Annotated in this window: 14 protein-coding genes and 1 pseudogene; 10 read left to right on the top strand and 5 right to left on the bottom strand. The window is 63.8% G+C overall.

Features of this window, described 5'->3' with window-relative positions; translation table 11 throughout:
- Positions 1 to 64: 64 nt before the first annotated feature.
- Together VW23_RS02860 and VW23_RS02855 are read left to right on the top strand one after the other, a co-directional pair.
- Positions 65 to 844, top strand: coding sequence for an SDR family oxidoreductase (locus VW23_RS02860; RefSeq protein WP_069908085.1), 780 nt, complete (start codon positions 65 to 67; stop codon positions 842 to 844).
- Between the two features lie 38 nt (positions 845 to 882).
- Positions 883 to 1,884 carry a Gfo/Idh/MocA family protein gene (locus VW23_RS02855; protein ID WP_069908084.1) on the top strand — a complete coding sequence of 334 codons (1,002 nt, stop codon included), beginning with the start codon at positions 883 to 885 and terminating at the stop codon, positions 1,882 to 1,884.
- A 180-nt stretch (positions 1,885 to 2,064) separates the two neighbouring features.
- Here VW23_RS02855 and VW23_RS02850 read toward each other — a convergent pair whose 3' ends face one another.
- The 5 genes from VW23_RS02850 to VW23_RS02830 all read right to left on the bottom strand — a co-directional run bounded on the left by VW23_RS02850 (position 2,065) and on the right by VW23_RS02830 (position 7,498).
- Complete coding sequence (locus VW23_RS02850; protein ID WP_069908083.1) at positions 2,065 to 3,276, bottom strand: amidohydrolase/deacetylase family metallohydrolase; 1,212 nt, start codon at positions 3,274 to 3,276, stop codon at positions 2,065 to 2,067.
- Between the two features lie 78 nt (positions 3,277 to 3,354).
- Positions 3,355 to 4,434, bottom strand: a complete 1,080-nt coding sequence (locus VW23_RS02845) for a Gfo/Idh/MocA family protein (protein WP_069908082.1) — start codon at positions 4,432 to 4,434, stop codon at positions 3,355 to 3,357.
- A 145-nt stretch (positions 4,435 to 4,579) separates the two neighbouring features.
- Positions 4,580 to 5,749, bottom strand: coding sequence for an ABC transporter substrate-binding protein (locus VW23_RS02840; RefSeq protein WP_069908081.1), 1,170 nt, complete (start codon positions 5,747 to 5,749; stop codon positions 4,580 to 4,582).
- A gap of 77 nt (positions 5,750 to 5,826) precedes the next feature.
- Positions 5,827 to 6,672, bottom strand: a complete 846-nt coding sequence (locus VW23_RS02835; RefSeq protein WP_069908080.1) for an ABC transporter permease — start codon at positions 6,670 to 6,672, stop codon at positions 5,827 to 5,829.
- Positions 6,673 to 6,679: 7 nt separating this feature from the next.
- The gene (locus VW23_RS02830) at positions 6,680 to 7,498 is read right to left on the bottom strand and encodes an ABC transporter ATP-binding protein (RefSeq protein ID WP_069908079.1); all 819 of its coding nucleotides are present in this window, start codon (positions 7,496 to 7,498) and stop codon (positions 6,680 to 6,682) included.
- Positions 7,499 to 7,810: 312 nt separating this feature from the next.
- On the opposite strand from VW23_RS02830, the gene VW23_RS02825 reads away from it, so the two are divergent.
- The 8 genes and pseudogenes from VW23_RS02825 to VW23_RS02790 all read left to right on the top strand — a co-directional run.
- Positions 7,811 to 8,734 (top strand): MurR/RpiR family transcriptional regulator, encoded by a 924-nt coding sequence (locus tag VW23_RS02825; protein WP_069908078.1) that lies wholly within the window; start codon positions 7,811 to 7,813, stop codon positions 8,732 to 8,734.
- A 68-nt stretch (positions 8,735 to 8,802) separates the two neighbouring features.
- Positions 8,803 to 10,581 (top strand): NAD(P)/FAD-dependent oxidoreductase, encoded by a 1,779-nt coding sequence (locus tag VW23_RS02820; RefSeq protein ID WP_069908077.1) that lies wholly within the window; start codon positions 8,803 to 8,805, stop codon positions 10,579 to 10,581.
- Between the two features lie 132 nt (positions 10,582 to 10,713).
- Positions 10,714 to 11,103, top strand: a complete 390-nt coding sequence (locus VW23_RS02815) for a hypothetical protein (RefSeq protein ID WP_069908076.1) — start codon at positions 10,714 to 10,716, stop codon at positions 11,101 to 11,103.
- 377 nt (positions 11,104 to 11,480) lie between these two features.
- Complete coding sequence (locus tag VW23_RS02810) at positions 11,481 to 12,818, top strand: extracellular solute-binding protein (RefSeq protein ID WP_069908075.1); 1,338 nt, start codon at positions 11,481 to 11,483, stop codon at positions 12,816 to 12,818.
- 68 nt (positions 12,819 to 12,886) lie between these two features.
- On the top strand, positions 12,887 to 13,771 hold the full coding sequence (locus VW23_RS02805; protein WP_069908074.1) for an ABC transporter permease subunit: 885 nt from the start codon (positions 12,887 to 12,889) through the stop codon (positions 13,769 to 13,771).
- A 9-nt stretch (positions 13,772 to 13,780) separates the two neighbouring features.
- Complete coding sequence (locus VW23_RS02800) at positions 13,781 to 14,698, top strand: ABC transporter permease subunit (RefSeq protein WP_069908073.1); 918 nt, start codon at positions 13,781 to 13,783, stop codon at positions 14,696 to 14,698.
- 12 nt (positions 14,699 to 14,710) lie between these two features.
- Positions 14,711 to 15,787, top strand: coding sequence for an ABC transporter ATP-binding protein (locus VW23_RS02795; protein ID WP_069908072.1), 1,077 nt, complete (start codon positions 14,711 to 14,713; stop codon positions 15,785 to 15,787).
- A 47-nt stretch (positions 15,788 to 15,834) separates the two neighbouring features.
- Positions 15,835 to 16,231: pseudogene (locus tag VW23_RS02790) on the top strand (sugar phosphate isomerase/epimerase); the annotation flags it as partial.

The following is a 16,231-nucleotide window of genomic DNA, read 5'->3' as shown; positions in this document are numbered from 1 at the left end:
CCCCCCACCCCTCCCCTCAAGGGGGAGGGGAGCAGAAGGAGTGAGCATTGTTGAAGGAGCAAACATGACCGCCGCATTCACCGGCAAAACCATCGCCATCACCGGCGCGGCAGGCGGCATCGGCCAGTGGCTCTGCCGTTTCTTCGGCGAAGAAGGCGCGACCATCGCGGCGCTCGATCGCAGCGACAAGGTACATGCGCTGGCCGAAACGCTCGGCAAGGACGGCATCACGGTGAAGCCGGCGGTGGCCGATATCGCCGATGCCGCCGCGGTGGCTGCGGCGTTCAAGGGCTTCGGCGTGGTGGATATCCTCATCAACAATGCCGGCGGCACACGCCACGCCACCTTCGAAAAGACCGACCCGGCCGGCTGGGACGAGGACATGGCCGCCAATGTCGGCGGCGCCTATGCCTGTGCCCACGCGGTGCTGCCGCAGATGGTCGAGCGGCGCTCGGGCAATATCGTCAATGTCGGCTCGGTCAACGGCCTCGCGGCCTTGGGCGATCCGGCCTACAGCGCCTCGAAGGCAGCGATGATCTCGCTCACCCGCTCGCTGGCGCAGGAATATGGCCGCTACAATATCCGCGCCAATATCGTGTTGCCCGGCACGGTGCGCACCCCGGTCTGGGACGAGCGCAAGGCCAAGGATCCGAACGTCTTGAAGACGCTGGAGCGCTGGTATCCGCTCCGCCGCATCGTCGAGCCTTACGAGGTGGCGCGGGTGATCGCCTTTCTCGCCTCGGACGCCGCCAGCGCCGTCACCGGCGCGGCGATCCCGGTCGATTGCGGGCTCACCTCGGGCAACATCGTGATGGCGCGCGAGCTGACGCTCGAGGACTTTTAAGCAAGGCATTTAGCCTGAGTTCATTTGAGGGGGTCGTTTTGGACAAGCTGCGTATCGGCATTATCGGGCTCGGCTGGTTTGGGGAGATCCACGCCGAAACCATCATGGGCGTGCCTAACCTCGAACTGGCGGCGCTCTGCACCCGCACCGAGGATCGGCTCACGGCTTTGGGTGAGAAGTTCGGCGTCGAGAAGCTCTATCGCGATTATCACGACATGCTCGCCGACCCGGAGATCGATGCGGTGTCGATCTGCACCATGTGGGACCAGCACACCGAGCCGGCGATCGCCGCGCTGAAGGCCGGCAAGCACGTGTTCCTCGAAAAACCGATCGCTTCGACCGTCGAGGATGCCAACAAGATCATCGCCGCCTCGAAGGGGGCGAAGGGCATCCTGTTCATCGGCCATATCGTGCGCTTCAACCCGCGCTACCGGATGGCCAAGCAGGCGATCGCCGAGGGCCGCATCGGCAAGGTGGTGGCGCTGTCGTCGCGTCGGAACATTCCGGCCGCCTGGACCCCGACCATCCTCAACAAGATCGGCCCGATCGTCGGCGACGCCATCCACGACACCGACATCATGCTGTGGCTGACCGGCGACAAGATCGTCTCGGCCTATGCGCAGACGGTCGACGTGCGCGGGCTGAAGCACCCCGATATCGGCCAGACCATGTTCCGCTTCGCCGGCGGCGCCACCGCGACGCTCGAAACGGTGTGGTGCATGCCGACGCAAACGCCGTTCGATATCGACGAGCGCATGTCGATCATCGGCACCGAAGGCATCATCCACGTCCAGGACACTTTTCCTCCGCTCGGTATCGTCGACGCCAACAAGCTGCATTCGCCCGACATCACCTATTGGCCGATGTTCGACGGGGTCCGCGGCGGCGCGTTGCGTGAGGAGTTCAACTATTTCACCAGCTGCGCGCTGAGCGGCAGCACGCCGAAGATCGGCGTACCGGAGGATGCGGCCGCGGCCTTGCAGGCGACACTGGCAGCCGAGGAGTCGGCGCGCACGGGGAATGTGGTGAGGATCGGGTGAGGGCGGGACGCGGGGCCGGTGTGCTTGGCGCCCCTCACCCTAGCCCTCTCCCCAGAGGGGCGAGGGGACGCACTTTGAACCGGCGGTGCCCCCATCGCCCCCTCGCCCCTATGGGGAGAGGGCGGCGGATGAGGCCAAAGGCCTCACCGCGGGGTGAGGGGCGCCAAGCGCTCGATCTCTCTAGTGCTCATGCCCATGATGGCCGCCGATGAGGAAGCTCTCCTCGAATGGGCGGCGGCTGACTTCCATGGATTTGCCGCCGAGGTACACCGACACCGGCTGCAGCAGCGATGACCCCTGGCGGCGTTTGCCGACCACATCCTGGAACACGTAGTTGCTGTCGTACTGCTTCAGCACCGTGATGTCGGCGACGGCGCCGACGCCGAGGTGCCCTAGCTCGGGCCGCTGGATGGCGAGCGCAGGGCGGTTGGCCGACATGCCGATCACTTCGGGCAGTGACAGGCCGCAATTGAGCAGCTTGCTCATGGTGTGGAGCAGGTCGTAGCCCGGGCCCTCGACGGCGATGACGTGCACGTCCGACGAGATCAGGTCGGGCTTGAAACCATCCTGCAATGCCGCCTCGGCGCTGTCATAGCCGAAGGCACCCATGCCGTGGGCGATGTCGAACAGCACGCCGCGCTCACGGGCCTTGAGCACCGCATCGATCACCTTGCCGTCGGGGCCGATGGCCGAGTTGGGGTCGGGGCGGTAGCAATGGGTGAGGATGTCGCCGGGCCGCAGCATATCGACCACATCGGCATAGCTCGGCGGGGCGGTGCCGATATGGGTCATCAACGGCAGGTTCAGCGCGTTGGCGGCCTCGAGCGCCAGCTCCAGCGCGCCCAGCCCGAGCTCGCCGGTGACGATGCCGCCGATGCGCACCTTCACCCCGATAATGCGGTCACGGTTGGCCTCGACCTTTTCGACGCATTTCTCCACCGGCAGCATTGAGCGCAGCGTCGCCTCGCCGATCGACACGCCCTTGTCGAAGCCGAAAATGCCGGGGAACGAGATGTTGAGAAAGGCGAAGATCCGGTAGGGCGAGTGGATCATCACGTAATCGCGAAAACCGTCATAATTGCCGGCGCCGGCGCTGCCGGCATCGACCAGCGTGGTGCAGGCGGAGCGGCGGGCGATGAAGCCGGGGTCGACGCTGAGCGAGGTCGCCTTGTGGTAGACATGGGTGTGGATGTCGATCAGCCCCGGTGCGACGATGGCGCCGCTGACATCCTCGACTTTTGCCCCCGCTGTCGCGAGGTCCTTGCCGACCGCGGCGATCCTGCCGGCCTTGATCGCCACATCGAGCACGCCGTCGACGCCGTTGCGTTCATCGAGGACGCGGCCGCCCTTCAGCACGATATCGAAGCCCTGTCCGGCTGCCGGTGAAGTCATCGATGGTCTCCGCTTGCGGTATGGGGCGACTGCGGCGGGCAACTGCCCGCCGGTTTCGTCACGCTGATCAGGTGTGTCTCAGGCCAGTTCGACGACGCGCTTTTCGTTGATCGACTGCTCGGCGGCAAGCACGATCCTGAGGCTGTTCACCGCCGCATCCATCGACTCGGTGAGGTCGAGATCTTCCTGGATGGCTTTCAAAAAGAACGCCTGCTCGCGGTCGCAGAGCTCCTGGTGGTTGGGCTCGTCGGTCATGGTGAAGATCTCGTCCTTGCGGACAAAGCTCTTGTCCCCGGGGTTCACCTCGGCATGATGATACTGGATGGCGTCGGTCTTGGTGTGCTGGTCGATATCGGAGGAGTCCGACACGCCTTCCTTATGCGCCTTGGGGTTGGGGACGATCGAGACGGCGCCCTTGGGGCCGACCACGTCCTTCACGAAATAGGCGACCTCGCTCATCATCGGGCCCCAGCCGGCTTCGTACCAGCCGACCGAGCCGTCATCGAACTCGACATGCAGGTGCCCGTAGTTCTGCTTGTCGGCTTCCGCCCAGAGTTTGGCGCCGATGCCGTGCACGCGCACCGGCCTGGCCTTGGTCATCTGGCACATCACGTCCACATAGTGGACGCCGCAATCAACGATCGGGATCAGCGAGTCGATCAGGTTCTTGTGCCAGTCATAGGTCGGGCCGCCCGACTGCTGGTTGAGGTTGAGCCGCATGACGAGGGGCTTGCCCAGCGTCTGCGCCAGTTCGGTGAATTTCATCCAGCTGGGGTGGACGCGGAGGATATAGCCCAGCACCAGCTTTTTGTTTTTCTCGCGCGCCAGCTTCACCACCGCTTCGGCGTCGGCAATGTTGGTGGCGAGCGGCTTTTCCATGAACACATGGGCGCCGGCATTGATCGCCTTGATGGCGTACTCGGCATGGCTGTTGGGCCATGAGTTGATCGACACCGCATCGGGCTTAGCCACCCGCAGCGCTTCGTCATAATCCTCGAACAGCGGATAGCCCTTGAGCTCGCCCGGAATGGGCTTGGATTTGATCGAGCGGCTCATCAGCCCGACGATCTCGAACCCCGGATTGCGGTGATAGGCGCTCGCATGCGAGGCGCCCATATTGCCGAGCCCGACGACCAGAACTTTTACCACATTGGCCATCCGGCCCTCCCCATCCGCTTACGTGTCGGCCATGTAGCCGTGAAATTCCTGCAACCACCGGCGTCATCCCCGCGAAGGCGGGGACCCAGTGCGGTCTATGCTGTGAGCGTGGGCGGCACCGACTGGATGCCGCCCACACGTTGGCTCAGCGATCGGCCGGAATGGCCTGGTCGTAAAGGTGCGCCTTGACGTCCTCGATGTTGATGGCCTTGAAGGCGTCCGACAGCACGTAGGCGGCGGCATCGGCCTTGACCTTGTCGTGGTCGAAGTCGTTGGCAGGCCCAATGACGTCATTGGTCACTACGTCTTCGGCCTTCACCGGCTTGGTGATCTGCTTCAGCTCGTAGATCTTGTCGAAGAAGGTCTGCCAGGCCGCGAGGTCGTGGTCGCCCCAACCCTTGCGCTTCGACATGTCGCCGCGGAACACGGCGATCTGCTGCAGGATCGAGGTGGCACCCAGTTCGGGCCCGATATTGGTGGCGAGCGTCGGGAACTGCTCGAACACCGCTTCGACGGCCGCCAGCGGATTGTGATAGGCGAACTCGAGCCCCATGGCCCAGCCGCGCAGGTACTTGTCGAGGAAGGCCTTCTTGTCGGGATCGTCGAGGTCGGCGGCGCGGACCACGAAGGTGTTGGCGAAGAGCGGCGAGTGCTGCACGCCCAGCCAGTATTCGAAGTCGAGCTTGGAGCCGATCCACTCGGCGCGCAGGCCCTCCCAGGCGAGGGCCGCATCGCCCTGGCCGCTGGCGAGGGCGGTGCCCCAGGTCGGCCAGCCGGCTTCGACATACTTCACCTTAGAGATGTCGACGCCGTGCACGGCGAGCATCGGGTCGACGATCGGCTGCCAGGCGGCCGAGCCGAGCAGGATGGTTTTGCCTTCGAGCTTCTTCAGGTCATTGGAGCCCTCGCCCTTGCGGAAGGCGAGGCTGAAGGTGTCGAGCGCGCCCATGTGGAAGGCCGACTTCAGCTTCATGCCGTTTTCGAGTGCGAACGAGAACACGCCCGGCGAGGGGAAGCCCATATCGGCCTGGCCGACATCGACGAACTTCACCGTGGCGGTGCCGTCGGACGGGCCCGGCTGCATGTCGGTCGCCACCTCGAGGCCATCGAAATAGCCCATCTTCTTGCCGATCCAGTACGGATAGTCGTCGAGCACTTCGAGGGTGCCGCGCGGCGAGATCCAGGTGAACTTCGGATAGGGCGCGGCGCTGGCGCGGCCGATGCCGCCGAGGGCCGTTGCGGTTATCACGCCGGCGGCCGAAACCTGCAGGAAGGTGCGGCGGCTCATGCCGCCGGAAAGCGAGAACTTGGTCATTCAATCATACCCCTGTTGATGGATCGTCCCTTAGTCCCTTATTCCTGCCGCCATTCCCTCCGGCGGCAGGCAGTGCCTCAGGCCTCCCAGCTCGCGTACTTCTTCCCGAGCAGGAAAAAGAGCACGTAGATCAGGATGCCCAGGATCGAGAGGATCAAGACCACCGCGAAGAATTGCGGCATCTGGATCATGGATGAGTAGGAGGTCAGCCGGTTGCCCAGCCCGAAGCCGCCGCCGACCATTTCGGCGCCGACCGCGGTCAGCAGCCCGAAGATCGAGCCGACCATCAGGCCGACAAAGATCATCGGCAGCGCCATCGGGGCGCGCACCTTCCAGAAAATCTGCAGGGTCGAGGCGCCATAGGAGCGGGCCAGCGCGATCTTGCCGCGATCGACCCGGCGGAAGCCGGTGGCGGCATTGATCATCACCATCGGGCCCGAAGCCAGCGCCACGGCGATGATGCGCGGCTCGTAGCCGAAGCCGAAGCGCAGGATCAGCAGTGGCACCAGCGCCAGCATCGGCGTCGTCACCAGCAGCAGGATGTAGGGCGTGATGATCTTTTCGGCGAAGGGGAACTGGGTGATTACCGCTGCGAGGATCAGCCCGACCACCGCGCCGATGCCGAAGCCGACGAACAGCTCGACCAGCGTATGGCCGAGATGCGGCGCGATAAACGGGAAATCGGTGAACAAAGCCACTGCGATCTCGCTCGGCTTGGGCAGCACATATTGCGGCACAGCGAAGAGGTTCAGCAGCAGTTCGGTGCCGCCGATGATCACCACGGCGACGAGGACGATCGCCAGCACTTCGCCCATCGACTTGATGCCGGGGCCGGAAGTGAGGGCGGACATGTTGGTGATGCCGACTTCGCTGGCGGCGCCGGCGGATTTCTTGAACTCGGGAATGGCGTCGGTTTCGCTCATCTGATCCTCACGCCACTGCCGCCGACTGAACCGCGTCTCTCGGGAAGCGACTCTGCTGCGTGCCGACGATTTCCGCCTTGATGATGTTGGTGAGGTCGAAAACCTCCTTGGTCGACATGATCTCGAGCGAGCGGGGCCGCGCGAACGGCACCTCGTGGATATTGGCGACCCGGCCGGGGCGCGGGCTCATCACCACCACGCGGTCGGAAAGGAAGATGGCTTCGTCGATCGAGTGGGTGATGAGGACGATGGTGGTTTTGGTGTCGAGCCAGATTTCCTCGACCAGCCGATTCATCTCTTCGCGGGTGAAGGCGTCGAGGGCGCCGAACGGTTCGTCCATCAGCAGCACGGAGGGCTTGTAGCTCAGGGCGCGAACCAAAGCGGCGCGTTGCTGCATGCCACCCGACAGCTCACGCGGGAAGCGCCCGCCAAAGCCTTCGAGGCCGACGCGGCTCAACAGTTCGTCGATCCAGACCCGATCGGGCTTGGTGCCCTTGATCTCGAAGGGGAAGTTGATATTGGCATCGAGATCGCGCCAGGGCAGGAGGTTGGCCTCCTGGAACACCATGCCGATTTCGGGATTGGGGCCGGTGACCGGCTTGCCATCGAGCAGCACTTCGCCTGAGGTGAGGCCGTGCAGCCCCGACATCGACCATAGCAGCGTGGTCTTGCCGCAACCGGAAGGGCCGACGATCGCAACGATCTCGCCCTCCATCACATCAAGCGAGCAGCGATCGATCGCCAACAGGTCGCCCGAGCGGGTATTGTAGACCTTGGTGGCGCCCTTCACCCGTAGCTTCGGTTGCTTCAACTCCTGAGCTGTCATCGGCCCTCGCGCTGCCCCGTACCAGACTATGGAACGGCTTACGGGCGCTCCCTGTTGCGCCCTCATCCCCGTCCTGGAGGCAGTCTGTAACTATCCTACTTTCCGAGTCAAGCGGCTGTCAGATTAGTTTCATAGCGTGAAGGTAACTGCCGAATTTCTGGGCTTCTTGAGGCTTGCATCGTGTGTAAGTTTCCTACATTGTGCCGAGGAAATGGGCGGCGGGACACCGCAGGCGAGGCGTTTCCGGGATAGGGCATTGGCTGGTCAGAAATGATAGAAGTCGCGTCAGACCCAACAGCCGGAAGGCCGGATATGCGCAAGCCCAGGCGCGATGACAGCGAAGCCTACGCCAAGCCGATCCCCGACATCCTGTCGCAGATCAAGGATTCCTACAGTGAGCTCAGGCCGGCCGAACGGCGCGTCGCCGACGTGGTGCTGGCCGACGTTACCTTCTCGGTCGATGCCTCCAACGCCGAGATCGCCAAACGCGCCGAAGTGAGCGAGCCGACGGTCACCCGCTTCTGTCGCGCCATCGGTTGCGACGGGGTGCGCGACTTCAAGCTGAAGCTGGCGCAGAGCGTGGTGGTGGGGCGGCTGTACTTCGCGCCGGCGCCGCCAGCCGGCGAGGTCAGTTCGGATGCCTCGCCGCTGTGGACCGAAGTGTTCGGCGAGGCGCGCAACGCGCTCAATCTGGTCGAACGGCAGATCGATCCCAAGGATATAATCGCCGCGGCCGAGCTGGTGGCGAGCGCCCATCAGGTGCTGGTGTTCGGGCTGGGGGGCAGTTCGACCTCGCTGGCGCTGGAAACGCAGAACCGGCTGTTCCGTTATGGCGTCGTGGTCAGTGCGCATTCCGACCCCTATGTGATGAAGATGACGGCCTCGACGCTGAAGCCGAATGATCTGGTGATTGCCATTTCCGGCACCGGCCGCACCTGCGAAGTGGTGGACGCGGTGCAACTGGCCAAGCACTACCGGGCCAAGGCGATCTGCATCACCGCCCCTGACACCGACCTCGCCGCCACCGCGGACGTAGCGCTCACCGTCGATATTCCGGAGTTCCCCGATCCGCTGAAGCCCACGGCTTCGCGCTATGCATTCCTTGCCATTATCGACCTCGTTTCGAGCGCGGTCGGCACCCGGCTCGACCCCGATGCGCGCGAGACGCTGCGCCGGATCAAGTACACCGTGCTGAACCATCGCAAGGGCCGGGTGCTGGAGCCGTTGGGCGACTGAGTTTGTTGCCGCGTCTGTCTCGCGGTTCTGCGACGGTGTGCCCGTCGCCCATAGTTGGGGTCTACTTGATGCACGATACTGCACCCGCGGCAGCGGCGGCCGCCTGGCTCGCCATGTTCAGCGACACGCTGGCGAAAGGCGACCTTGCCGCGACGCTCGAGCTGTTTGCCGAGGACTGCTACTGGCGCGACATCGTCGCCTTCACCTGGAACGTCAAAACCATGGAGGGCAAGGCCGCCATCGCGGCGATGCTCGAAGCAACGCTGGAATCGACCCAGCCCTCGAGCTGGCAGGTGACCAGTGCCACGGGCGGCCCATCAGAACCGCTGCAGCCCTGGTTCAGCTTCAAGACGAAGGTTGGGCAAGGGCAGGGCATCTTCACCCTCGAGGACGGCAGATGCCGCACCATGCTCACCACGCTGCAAGCGCTCGACGGGCATGAGGAGGCACTCGGCTTCAGTCGCGCCATGGGTGTGCGCCACGGCGCCGACCGCAACCGCGAAACCTGGTCGGAAGCACGGGCGCGCGACGAAGCCTCGTTCGGTGCCGGCGCCGACCCCTACTGCCTGATCATCGGCGGCGGGCAGGGCGGCATCATGCTCGGGGCCCGGCTGAAGCAACTGGGCGTTCCAACCGTGATCGTCGAGAAGAACCCCAAGGCCGGGGACTCCTGGCGCAACCGTTACCGCTCACTCGTCCTGCATGACCCGGTCTGGTACGACCACCTGCCCTATATCCCGTTCCCGGCGCACTGGCCCGTCTTCACCCCCAAGGACAAGATGGGCGACTGGCTCGAGATGTACGTCAAGGTGATGGAGCTCAGCTACTGGGGCTGCACCGAATGCATCTCGGCGAAGTTCGACGCAGCAGAGCAGCGCTGGACGGTCGAACTCAAGCGCGGCGGCAAGCCGCTCACCCTCAGGCCGAAGCAGCTGGTGTTCGCTACCGGCGCCTATGGGCCGCCGAAGTTCATTCCGCTGCCTGGGGCGACCGGCTTCAAGGGTGAAATCCTCCACTCCAGCCAGTACTCCGATGGGACGAAATACCAGGGCAAGAAGGCCGTGGTGATCGGCGCCGCCAGCTCCGGGCACGACGTTTCGGTCGACCTGTGGGAAGCCGGCGCCGAGGTCACCATGGTGCAGCGCTCGCCGACCACGGTGGTGCGCTCCGAAACGCTGATGGAGTTGGCCTTCGACACCTATTCCGAGGCGGCGGTGGCGGCAGGGATCGATGTCGACACGGCTGATCTCTTAGGCGCGGCGACGCCATTTGCGCTGCAGCCGGCAAAGCAGAAGGCGCTCTACGACAAGATCCGGGCGCGCGACGCAGCGTTCTACGACAAGCTCCGCGCCACCGGGTTCCTGCTCGATTTCGGGCCGGACGAAACCGGGCTGATGATGAAGGCCTATCGCACGGGCTCGGGTTATTACGTCGATGTCGGCGCCTCGCAGCTGATCATCGACGGCGAGATCGGCATCAAGGCGGGAGTGGAGATCGAGACGCTCACCCCCACCGGCATCCGCTTTGCCGATGGCAGCGAGATCGCCGCCGACCTGATCATCCAGTCGACTGGTTTTCAGTCGATGCACGAAGTGGTGGCCAAGATCGTGTCGCGCGAGGTGGCAGACGAGATCGGCACCTGCTGGGGGCTGGGCTCCGGCACACGCAACGATCCCGGCCCGTGGCACGGCGAACTGCGCAACATGTACAAGCCGGTGGCCCAGGAGAACCTGTGGTTCCAGGGCGGCAACCTGGCGCTCAGCCGCTTCTTCTCGAAATTCGTCGCGCTGCAGATCAAGGCGCGCATGGAAGGTCTTGATACGGTAGTGTACCGAACCCCATTGTAATTGAGCTATTGCCGACTCGTGCCGGTCGCGAGATTGTTAACTGGCGCGCGGTACTTAATCGGCAGTATCAACGTTATCCGAGCATTGCATGAATGCTCTCGCTTTTGATGGTCGGACGACATGGAGGTTGGAATGAAACGCCTGCTCCCCGTAGTAGCCGCAACTGTGACCCTGCTCCTCGCCGGTCCGGCGCTGGCCCAGCCGCTCGAGATCATCGTACGCGGCGGCACCCCGACTTACCTGCCGACGCCGCTGCCGGACGGCGACGACTACATCTACGGTAACCCCGGCAATCCGAATTTCCCGAACTTCGACCCGGCCGCCGCGGCGATCAATGCCGAGCTCGCAATCCATCCGCGCTCGCGGCTTCGCCCCAACAACCTGTGGCTGGTGAGTTCGCTGGGCAACCGCTCGGGCTCGTGGACCCAGCACATTGAAGCCTGCCAGGCGGCGTTCTCGAGCTATGATCCGGTCAGCGACACCATTATCGCCGGTGGCCTGCCGCGCCGCTGCCCGCTCTGAGCGAGCGCGGCTCGGTCCTACGCCAACCACCGGCGTCATTCCCGCGAAGGCGGGAACCCAGTGGGATCTCCCGGCATCAGCGGGTGCTGCAGCATCCCACTAGGTTCCCGCCTGCGCGGGAATGACGCCGGTAGGTGCTGGTCACTCGAGAGCACCGGCGTGGTTATGCACAGCTCTCCGCCGCATGGCCGCCATCTTTATCTGCCGCTTCGGCCGTAGCGACTCCTGCGTCTTCAAGCACTTGGCTCTCGTGACATCCAGTTGTCATCGAGCTGTCACGGCTCGTTCATCGGGCTGAAATCCAACCGTCAAGGTCTCCGACTAGGAGTGCGCCGCTCGAGAAATCGACCGACATTCCCCTTGCTTGGAGACTGAACATGAAATCCAATTGGCTGCTCAGCGCAGCTCTGGCGGCGACCGCCCTGACTTTTGTGGCCTCGCCTGCCGCTGCCGCGACCAAGTTCGAGTTCTGGTACGGCCTCAGCGGCGACCTTTCCGAACGCATCCAGGACATGTGCAAGACCTTCAACGAGTCGCAGAGCGACTACGAGATCGTCTGTGTCAGCCAGGACAACTACGACAACAACCTGCAGAACACGATCGCCGCGTTCCGCGCCAACAAGCAGCCGACCGTCACCCAGATCTTCGACGCCGGCACGCTCGACCTGATGCTGTCGGACGCGTTCGTCCCGGTGCGCCAGCTGATGGAAGAGAACGGCTACAAGATCGACTGGGCGAACTATTTCGCCGGCGTCGGCTCGTACTACTCGACTTCGACTGGCGAACTGCTGTCGATGCCGTTCAACTCCTCCACCGCGCAGATCTATTACAACACCGACGCGCTGGCCAAGGTTGGCTTCGAAGGCATCCCGGAAACCTGGAGCCAGGTCGAAGACGTCGCCCGCAAAATGAAGGCCGCTGGCTATGACTGCCCGGTGGCGTTCGACCCGGCCGGCGCCTGGCAGTGGTTCGAGCAGTTCGAAGCCATCCACAACCAGCCGATCGCGACGCTCGGCAACGGTTTCAGTGGCCTCAATGCCGAGATGGTGGTGTCAAAGGGCAAGTTCGTCGACCAGCTGACCTGGATCAAGAAGATGTATGACGAAGGTCTCTTCGTTCATAAGTCCAAGGATGCCGGCGAGACTGCCAATGACGCCTTCGTCAACGGCAAGTGCCAGATCACCTCGTCGTCGGTTGCCGATCACGGCACCTTCGGCAAGCAGGCCAAGGAAGGCGTGCACTGGACCAATGCCATGCTGCCGATGCTTGACGGCTTCGAGCGCCACAACTCGTTCGTGGGCGGCGCCTCGCTGTGGACGCTGAAGGGCAAGTCCGCCGAGGAATACAAGGGCGCCGCGGCGTTCTACAACTTCCTTGCCACGCCGGAGCAGACCCAGTGGTGGTCGACGGTCACCGGCTACATCCCGGTTACCAATTCCGGCTTCGAGGCCATGAAGGCCGCCGGTTTCTATGACGCCGCCCCGTACAAGGGCCGCGAGCTGGCCATCAAGTCGCTCACCATGCCGGCCGGCGAGAACACCCGTGGCATTCGCCTGGGCAACTACGCCTCGATCCGCGCCGAGATGGTCAAGACCATCCAGTCGGTGCTGTTCAACAACGTGCCGGTGCAGCAGGCGCTCGAAGAGTTCGATGCCAAGGGCAACGAAATCCTGCGTCGCTTCGAGGCGACCTACGCCGGCAAGAACCTGCTCTGATCTCTGCCTGACTTCCGCACGGACGGCCCATCGGCCGTCCGTGCATGCTATTTTGGTGGAAGGTCCTCATGGAACGCCGCGCCTATTATCGCAACGGGTGGATGCCCTGGCTGCTGCTTGCGCCACAGTTGATCCTCGTCCTCGTTTTCTTCTACTGGCCGACCACGCAGGCGCTTTACTGGGCATTCTCGCTCGAGCAGCCGTGGGGCGGCGGCAACACCTGGGTCGGGTTCGACAACTTCCTCGCCATCTTCCGTGACCGGGAATACTGGGGCACGGTGCTGCGCAGCGCGTTCTACGCCATTGTCTCCACCGGGCTGTCGATGGCGGTGGCGCTGACGCTCGCGGCGTTCGTCGATCGCTCGCTGAAGGGCACCCGCATTTTCCAGTCGATCTATGTCTGGCCCTACGCCATCGCGGCGCCGGCAGCGGGCGTCGCCTTCCGCTTCATCTTTGCGCCGGAATCGGGGCTGATCGGCTCGGTCAACCAGATCTGGCCGGGCATCTGGGACCCGGCGACCAATGGTATTCATGCTCTGGCGATGGTGATCGTCTGCCATGCCTGGCTCGGCATCGGCTACAACTTCATCTTCTTTCTCGCCGCGCTGCAGATGATCCCGCGCTCGATCTCGGAAGCCGGCGCCATGGATGGCGCCCGTCCGTTCCAGCGGCTCATCGACCTGCAGCTGCCGCTGATCGCCCCGACGGCGTTCTTCCTCCTGATCATGAACCTGATCTCAAGCTTCACCGACAGCTTCGGGCTGATCGATGTGATGACCGAGGGCGGCCCGATCGGGCAGACCGAAGTCATGGTCTACAAGATCTATTTCGACGGGTTCAAAGGCCTCGACTACTCGGGCGCCGCGGCCCAGTCGATCGTCCTCATGCTGCTCGTCATCGGCCTCACGTTCGTCCAGTTCAAATGGGTCGAACGGCGCGTCCACTACAACTGAGGTGAAGCCGTGATCGAGCGTTCCCCCTTCTTCGACTTCATCACCTACCTCGCCATGGCGTTCGGCGCCCTCGTCGTGGTGATCCCGTTCTGGATTACCCTGGTCGCCGGCTCGCAGTCGCTGCAGGAAGTCAGCCAGGTGCCGATCAGCCTCCTGCCATCGTCGCACCTGTTCGAGAACCTTGCGGCGGCGTGGACGCGCGGCGACCTCGGGCCCAAGCTGATCAACAGCTTCATCGTCGCCATCGGGGTGACGGTCGGCAAGATCACGCTGGCTTCGCTGTCGGCATTCGCCATCGTGTTCTTCAGCTTCAAGGCGCGGATGATCTGCTTCTGGCTGATCTTCATCACCCTGATGCTGCCGCTCGAAGTGCGCATCGTGCCGACCTACTCGATCGCCGCCAACGCGTTGCTGCCGTTCCAGGTCATCCTCGATACGCTGGGGATTACCGGGCTGGTGCAGGCGGTGAGCGGGGTGCAGATCGCGCTCAACTGGAACCTGCTCAACTCCTATACCGGCCTGATCCTGCCGCTGGTCGCCACCGCGACCGGCACCTTCCTCTACCGGCAGTTCTTCATGACCATTCCGGACGAACTGGTGGAAGCCAGCAAGATGGACGGCGCCCACCCGCTCGAATTCTTCTTCGACGTGCTGCTGCCTTTGAGCCGCACCAACATGCTGGCGCTCGCCACCATCATGTTCGTCTCCAGCTGGAACCAGTATTTGTGGCCGCTGCTGATCACGACCGACCGGGCCAATTTCGGCACCGTGGTGATGCAGCTCAAGGCGCTGATCCCGGCGCAGAACGGTACCCCCGACTGGAACGTCACCATGGCCGGTGCGCTCATCATCATGCTGCCGCCGCTGCTGGTCGTTGCCTTCATGCAGCGCTGGTTCGTGCGTGGCCTCATTTCTCGCGACAAATGATTGGATAGACCCATGGCTCAGATCACCATCAAGGGCGTGAAGAAGAATTACGCCAAGACCGCCGTGATCCACGGCGTCGACGTCAACATCGAAGCGGGCGAGTTCGTCGTCATCCTCGGGCCTTCGGGCTGCGGCAAGTCTACGCTGCTCAGGATGATCGCCGGGCTGGAAGAGATCACCGAGGGTGAGATCGCCATCGGCGGCACTGTGGTCAACAAGCTCGAGCCGCGCGAGCGCGGTTGCGCCATGGTGTTCCAGAACTATGCGCTCTACCCGCATATGACGGTGCGGAAGAATATCGGCTATGCGCTGAAGGTGGCCAAGGTGCCGAAGGCCGAGCGCGACGCACGGGTGATGAAGGTGGCGCAGTCGGTGTCGCTGGAGCCGTTCCTCGATCGCCGGCCGGGCGAACTCTCCGGTGGCCAGCGGCAGCGCGTCGCCATGGCCCGCGCCATGGTGCGCGAGCCGAAAGTGTTCCTGTTCGACGAGCCGTTCTCCAACCTCGATGCGAAGCTCCGTGTCGCCATGCGCTCGGAAGTCCGGCGCCTGCACCGCGATCTCGGCGTCACCTCGGTGTTCGTGACGCACGACCAGATCGAGGCAATGACGCTGGCCGACAAGCTGATCATCATGAATGCCGGCAAGGTCGAGCAGATCGGCAAGCCGACCGAGGTCTACAACAATCCGGCCAGCCGCTTCGTCGCCGACTTCATCGGCTCGCCCGCAATGAACCTGTTCGAAGGCGAGTTCGACGCCGAGGGGCATTTCGTCCACGGCGCCGGCGGCCGGATGAATGTCAGCCAGCTCAATGGCGTGCGCCAGCCCGGCCGCAAGGTGGTGCTGGGGGTTCGCCCCGAAGGCGTGCGCCGCACCGGCGCCGACACGCATGGCGCGATCCCGGCGGTGGTCGATTATGTCGAAGAGCTGGGCGCCTCGCGGCTGATCCATGCCGATGCCAATGGCAGCCGCATCGTGGCGCTCGACAATGACAGTGCCGAGCTCAAATCCGGCACGCCGGTGCATCTCAGCCTCGCCGACAGCGCGCTGCACCTGTTCTCGCTCGAAGACGGGCGCCGCATCTCGCACTGAGGGCGGCCTGCCACATTTCTTAGCCTGCAACCACCAGGAGACATTTCATGAGCAACATCATTGCGACCGGCTTCAATGTCGGCTCGGACAATGGCGAGTTCGCCACCCTCGAAGCCGATATGCGCGCCCTCAGCGAAATGGGCGTCGACACTGTCGAGATCGGCATCACCAGCCTCGATCTCGTCGCCGGCGGCCGGATCATCAAGGAGCGGCACGAGGCGCTGCTGGCGCTGACCAGGCAGTTCGATTTCCGCTACACCGTGCACGGGCTGGTGTCGTCCAACTTCATGGACCCGGTGACGCTGCCCTACCAGATCGCTGCCGCCAAGGCGCTGGTCGAAGTCTCGAACTCGATCGGTGCGGGCATCCTCGTCCACCACAGCGGGAACCTCCGCGCCGAGGCGATTGCCGACTGGGCCGGCGCCGAGGTGCGCGCGCGTGAAG

It is taken from the genome of Devosia insulae DS-56, from assembly GCF_000970465.2.
Lineage (GTDB): Bacteria > Pseudomonadota > Alphaproteobacteria > Rhizobiales > Devosiaceae > Devosia_A > Devosia_A insulae.
The sequence above is the reverse complement of the archived record's forward strand: the minus strand, read 5'-3'. Positions and strand labels throughout refer to the sequence as shown.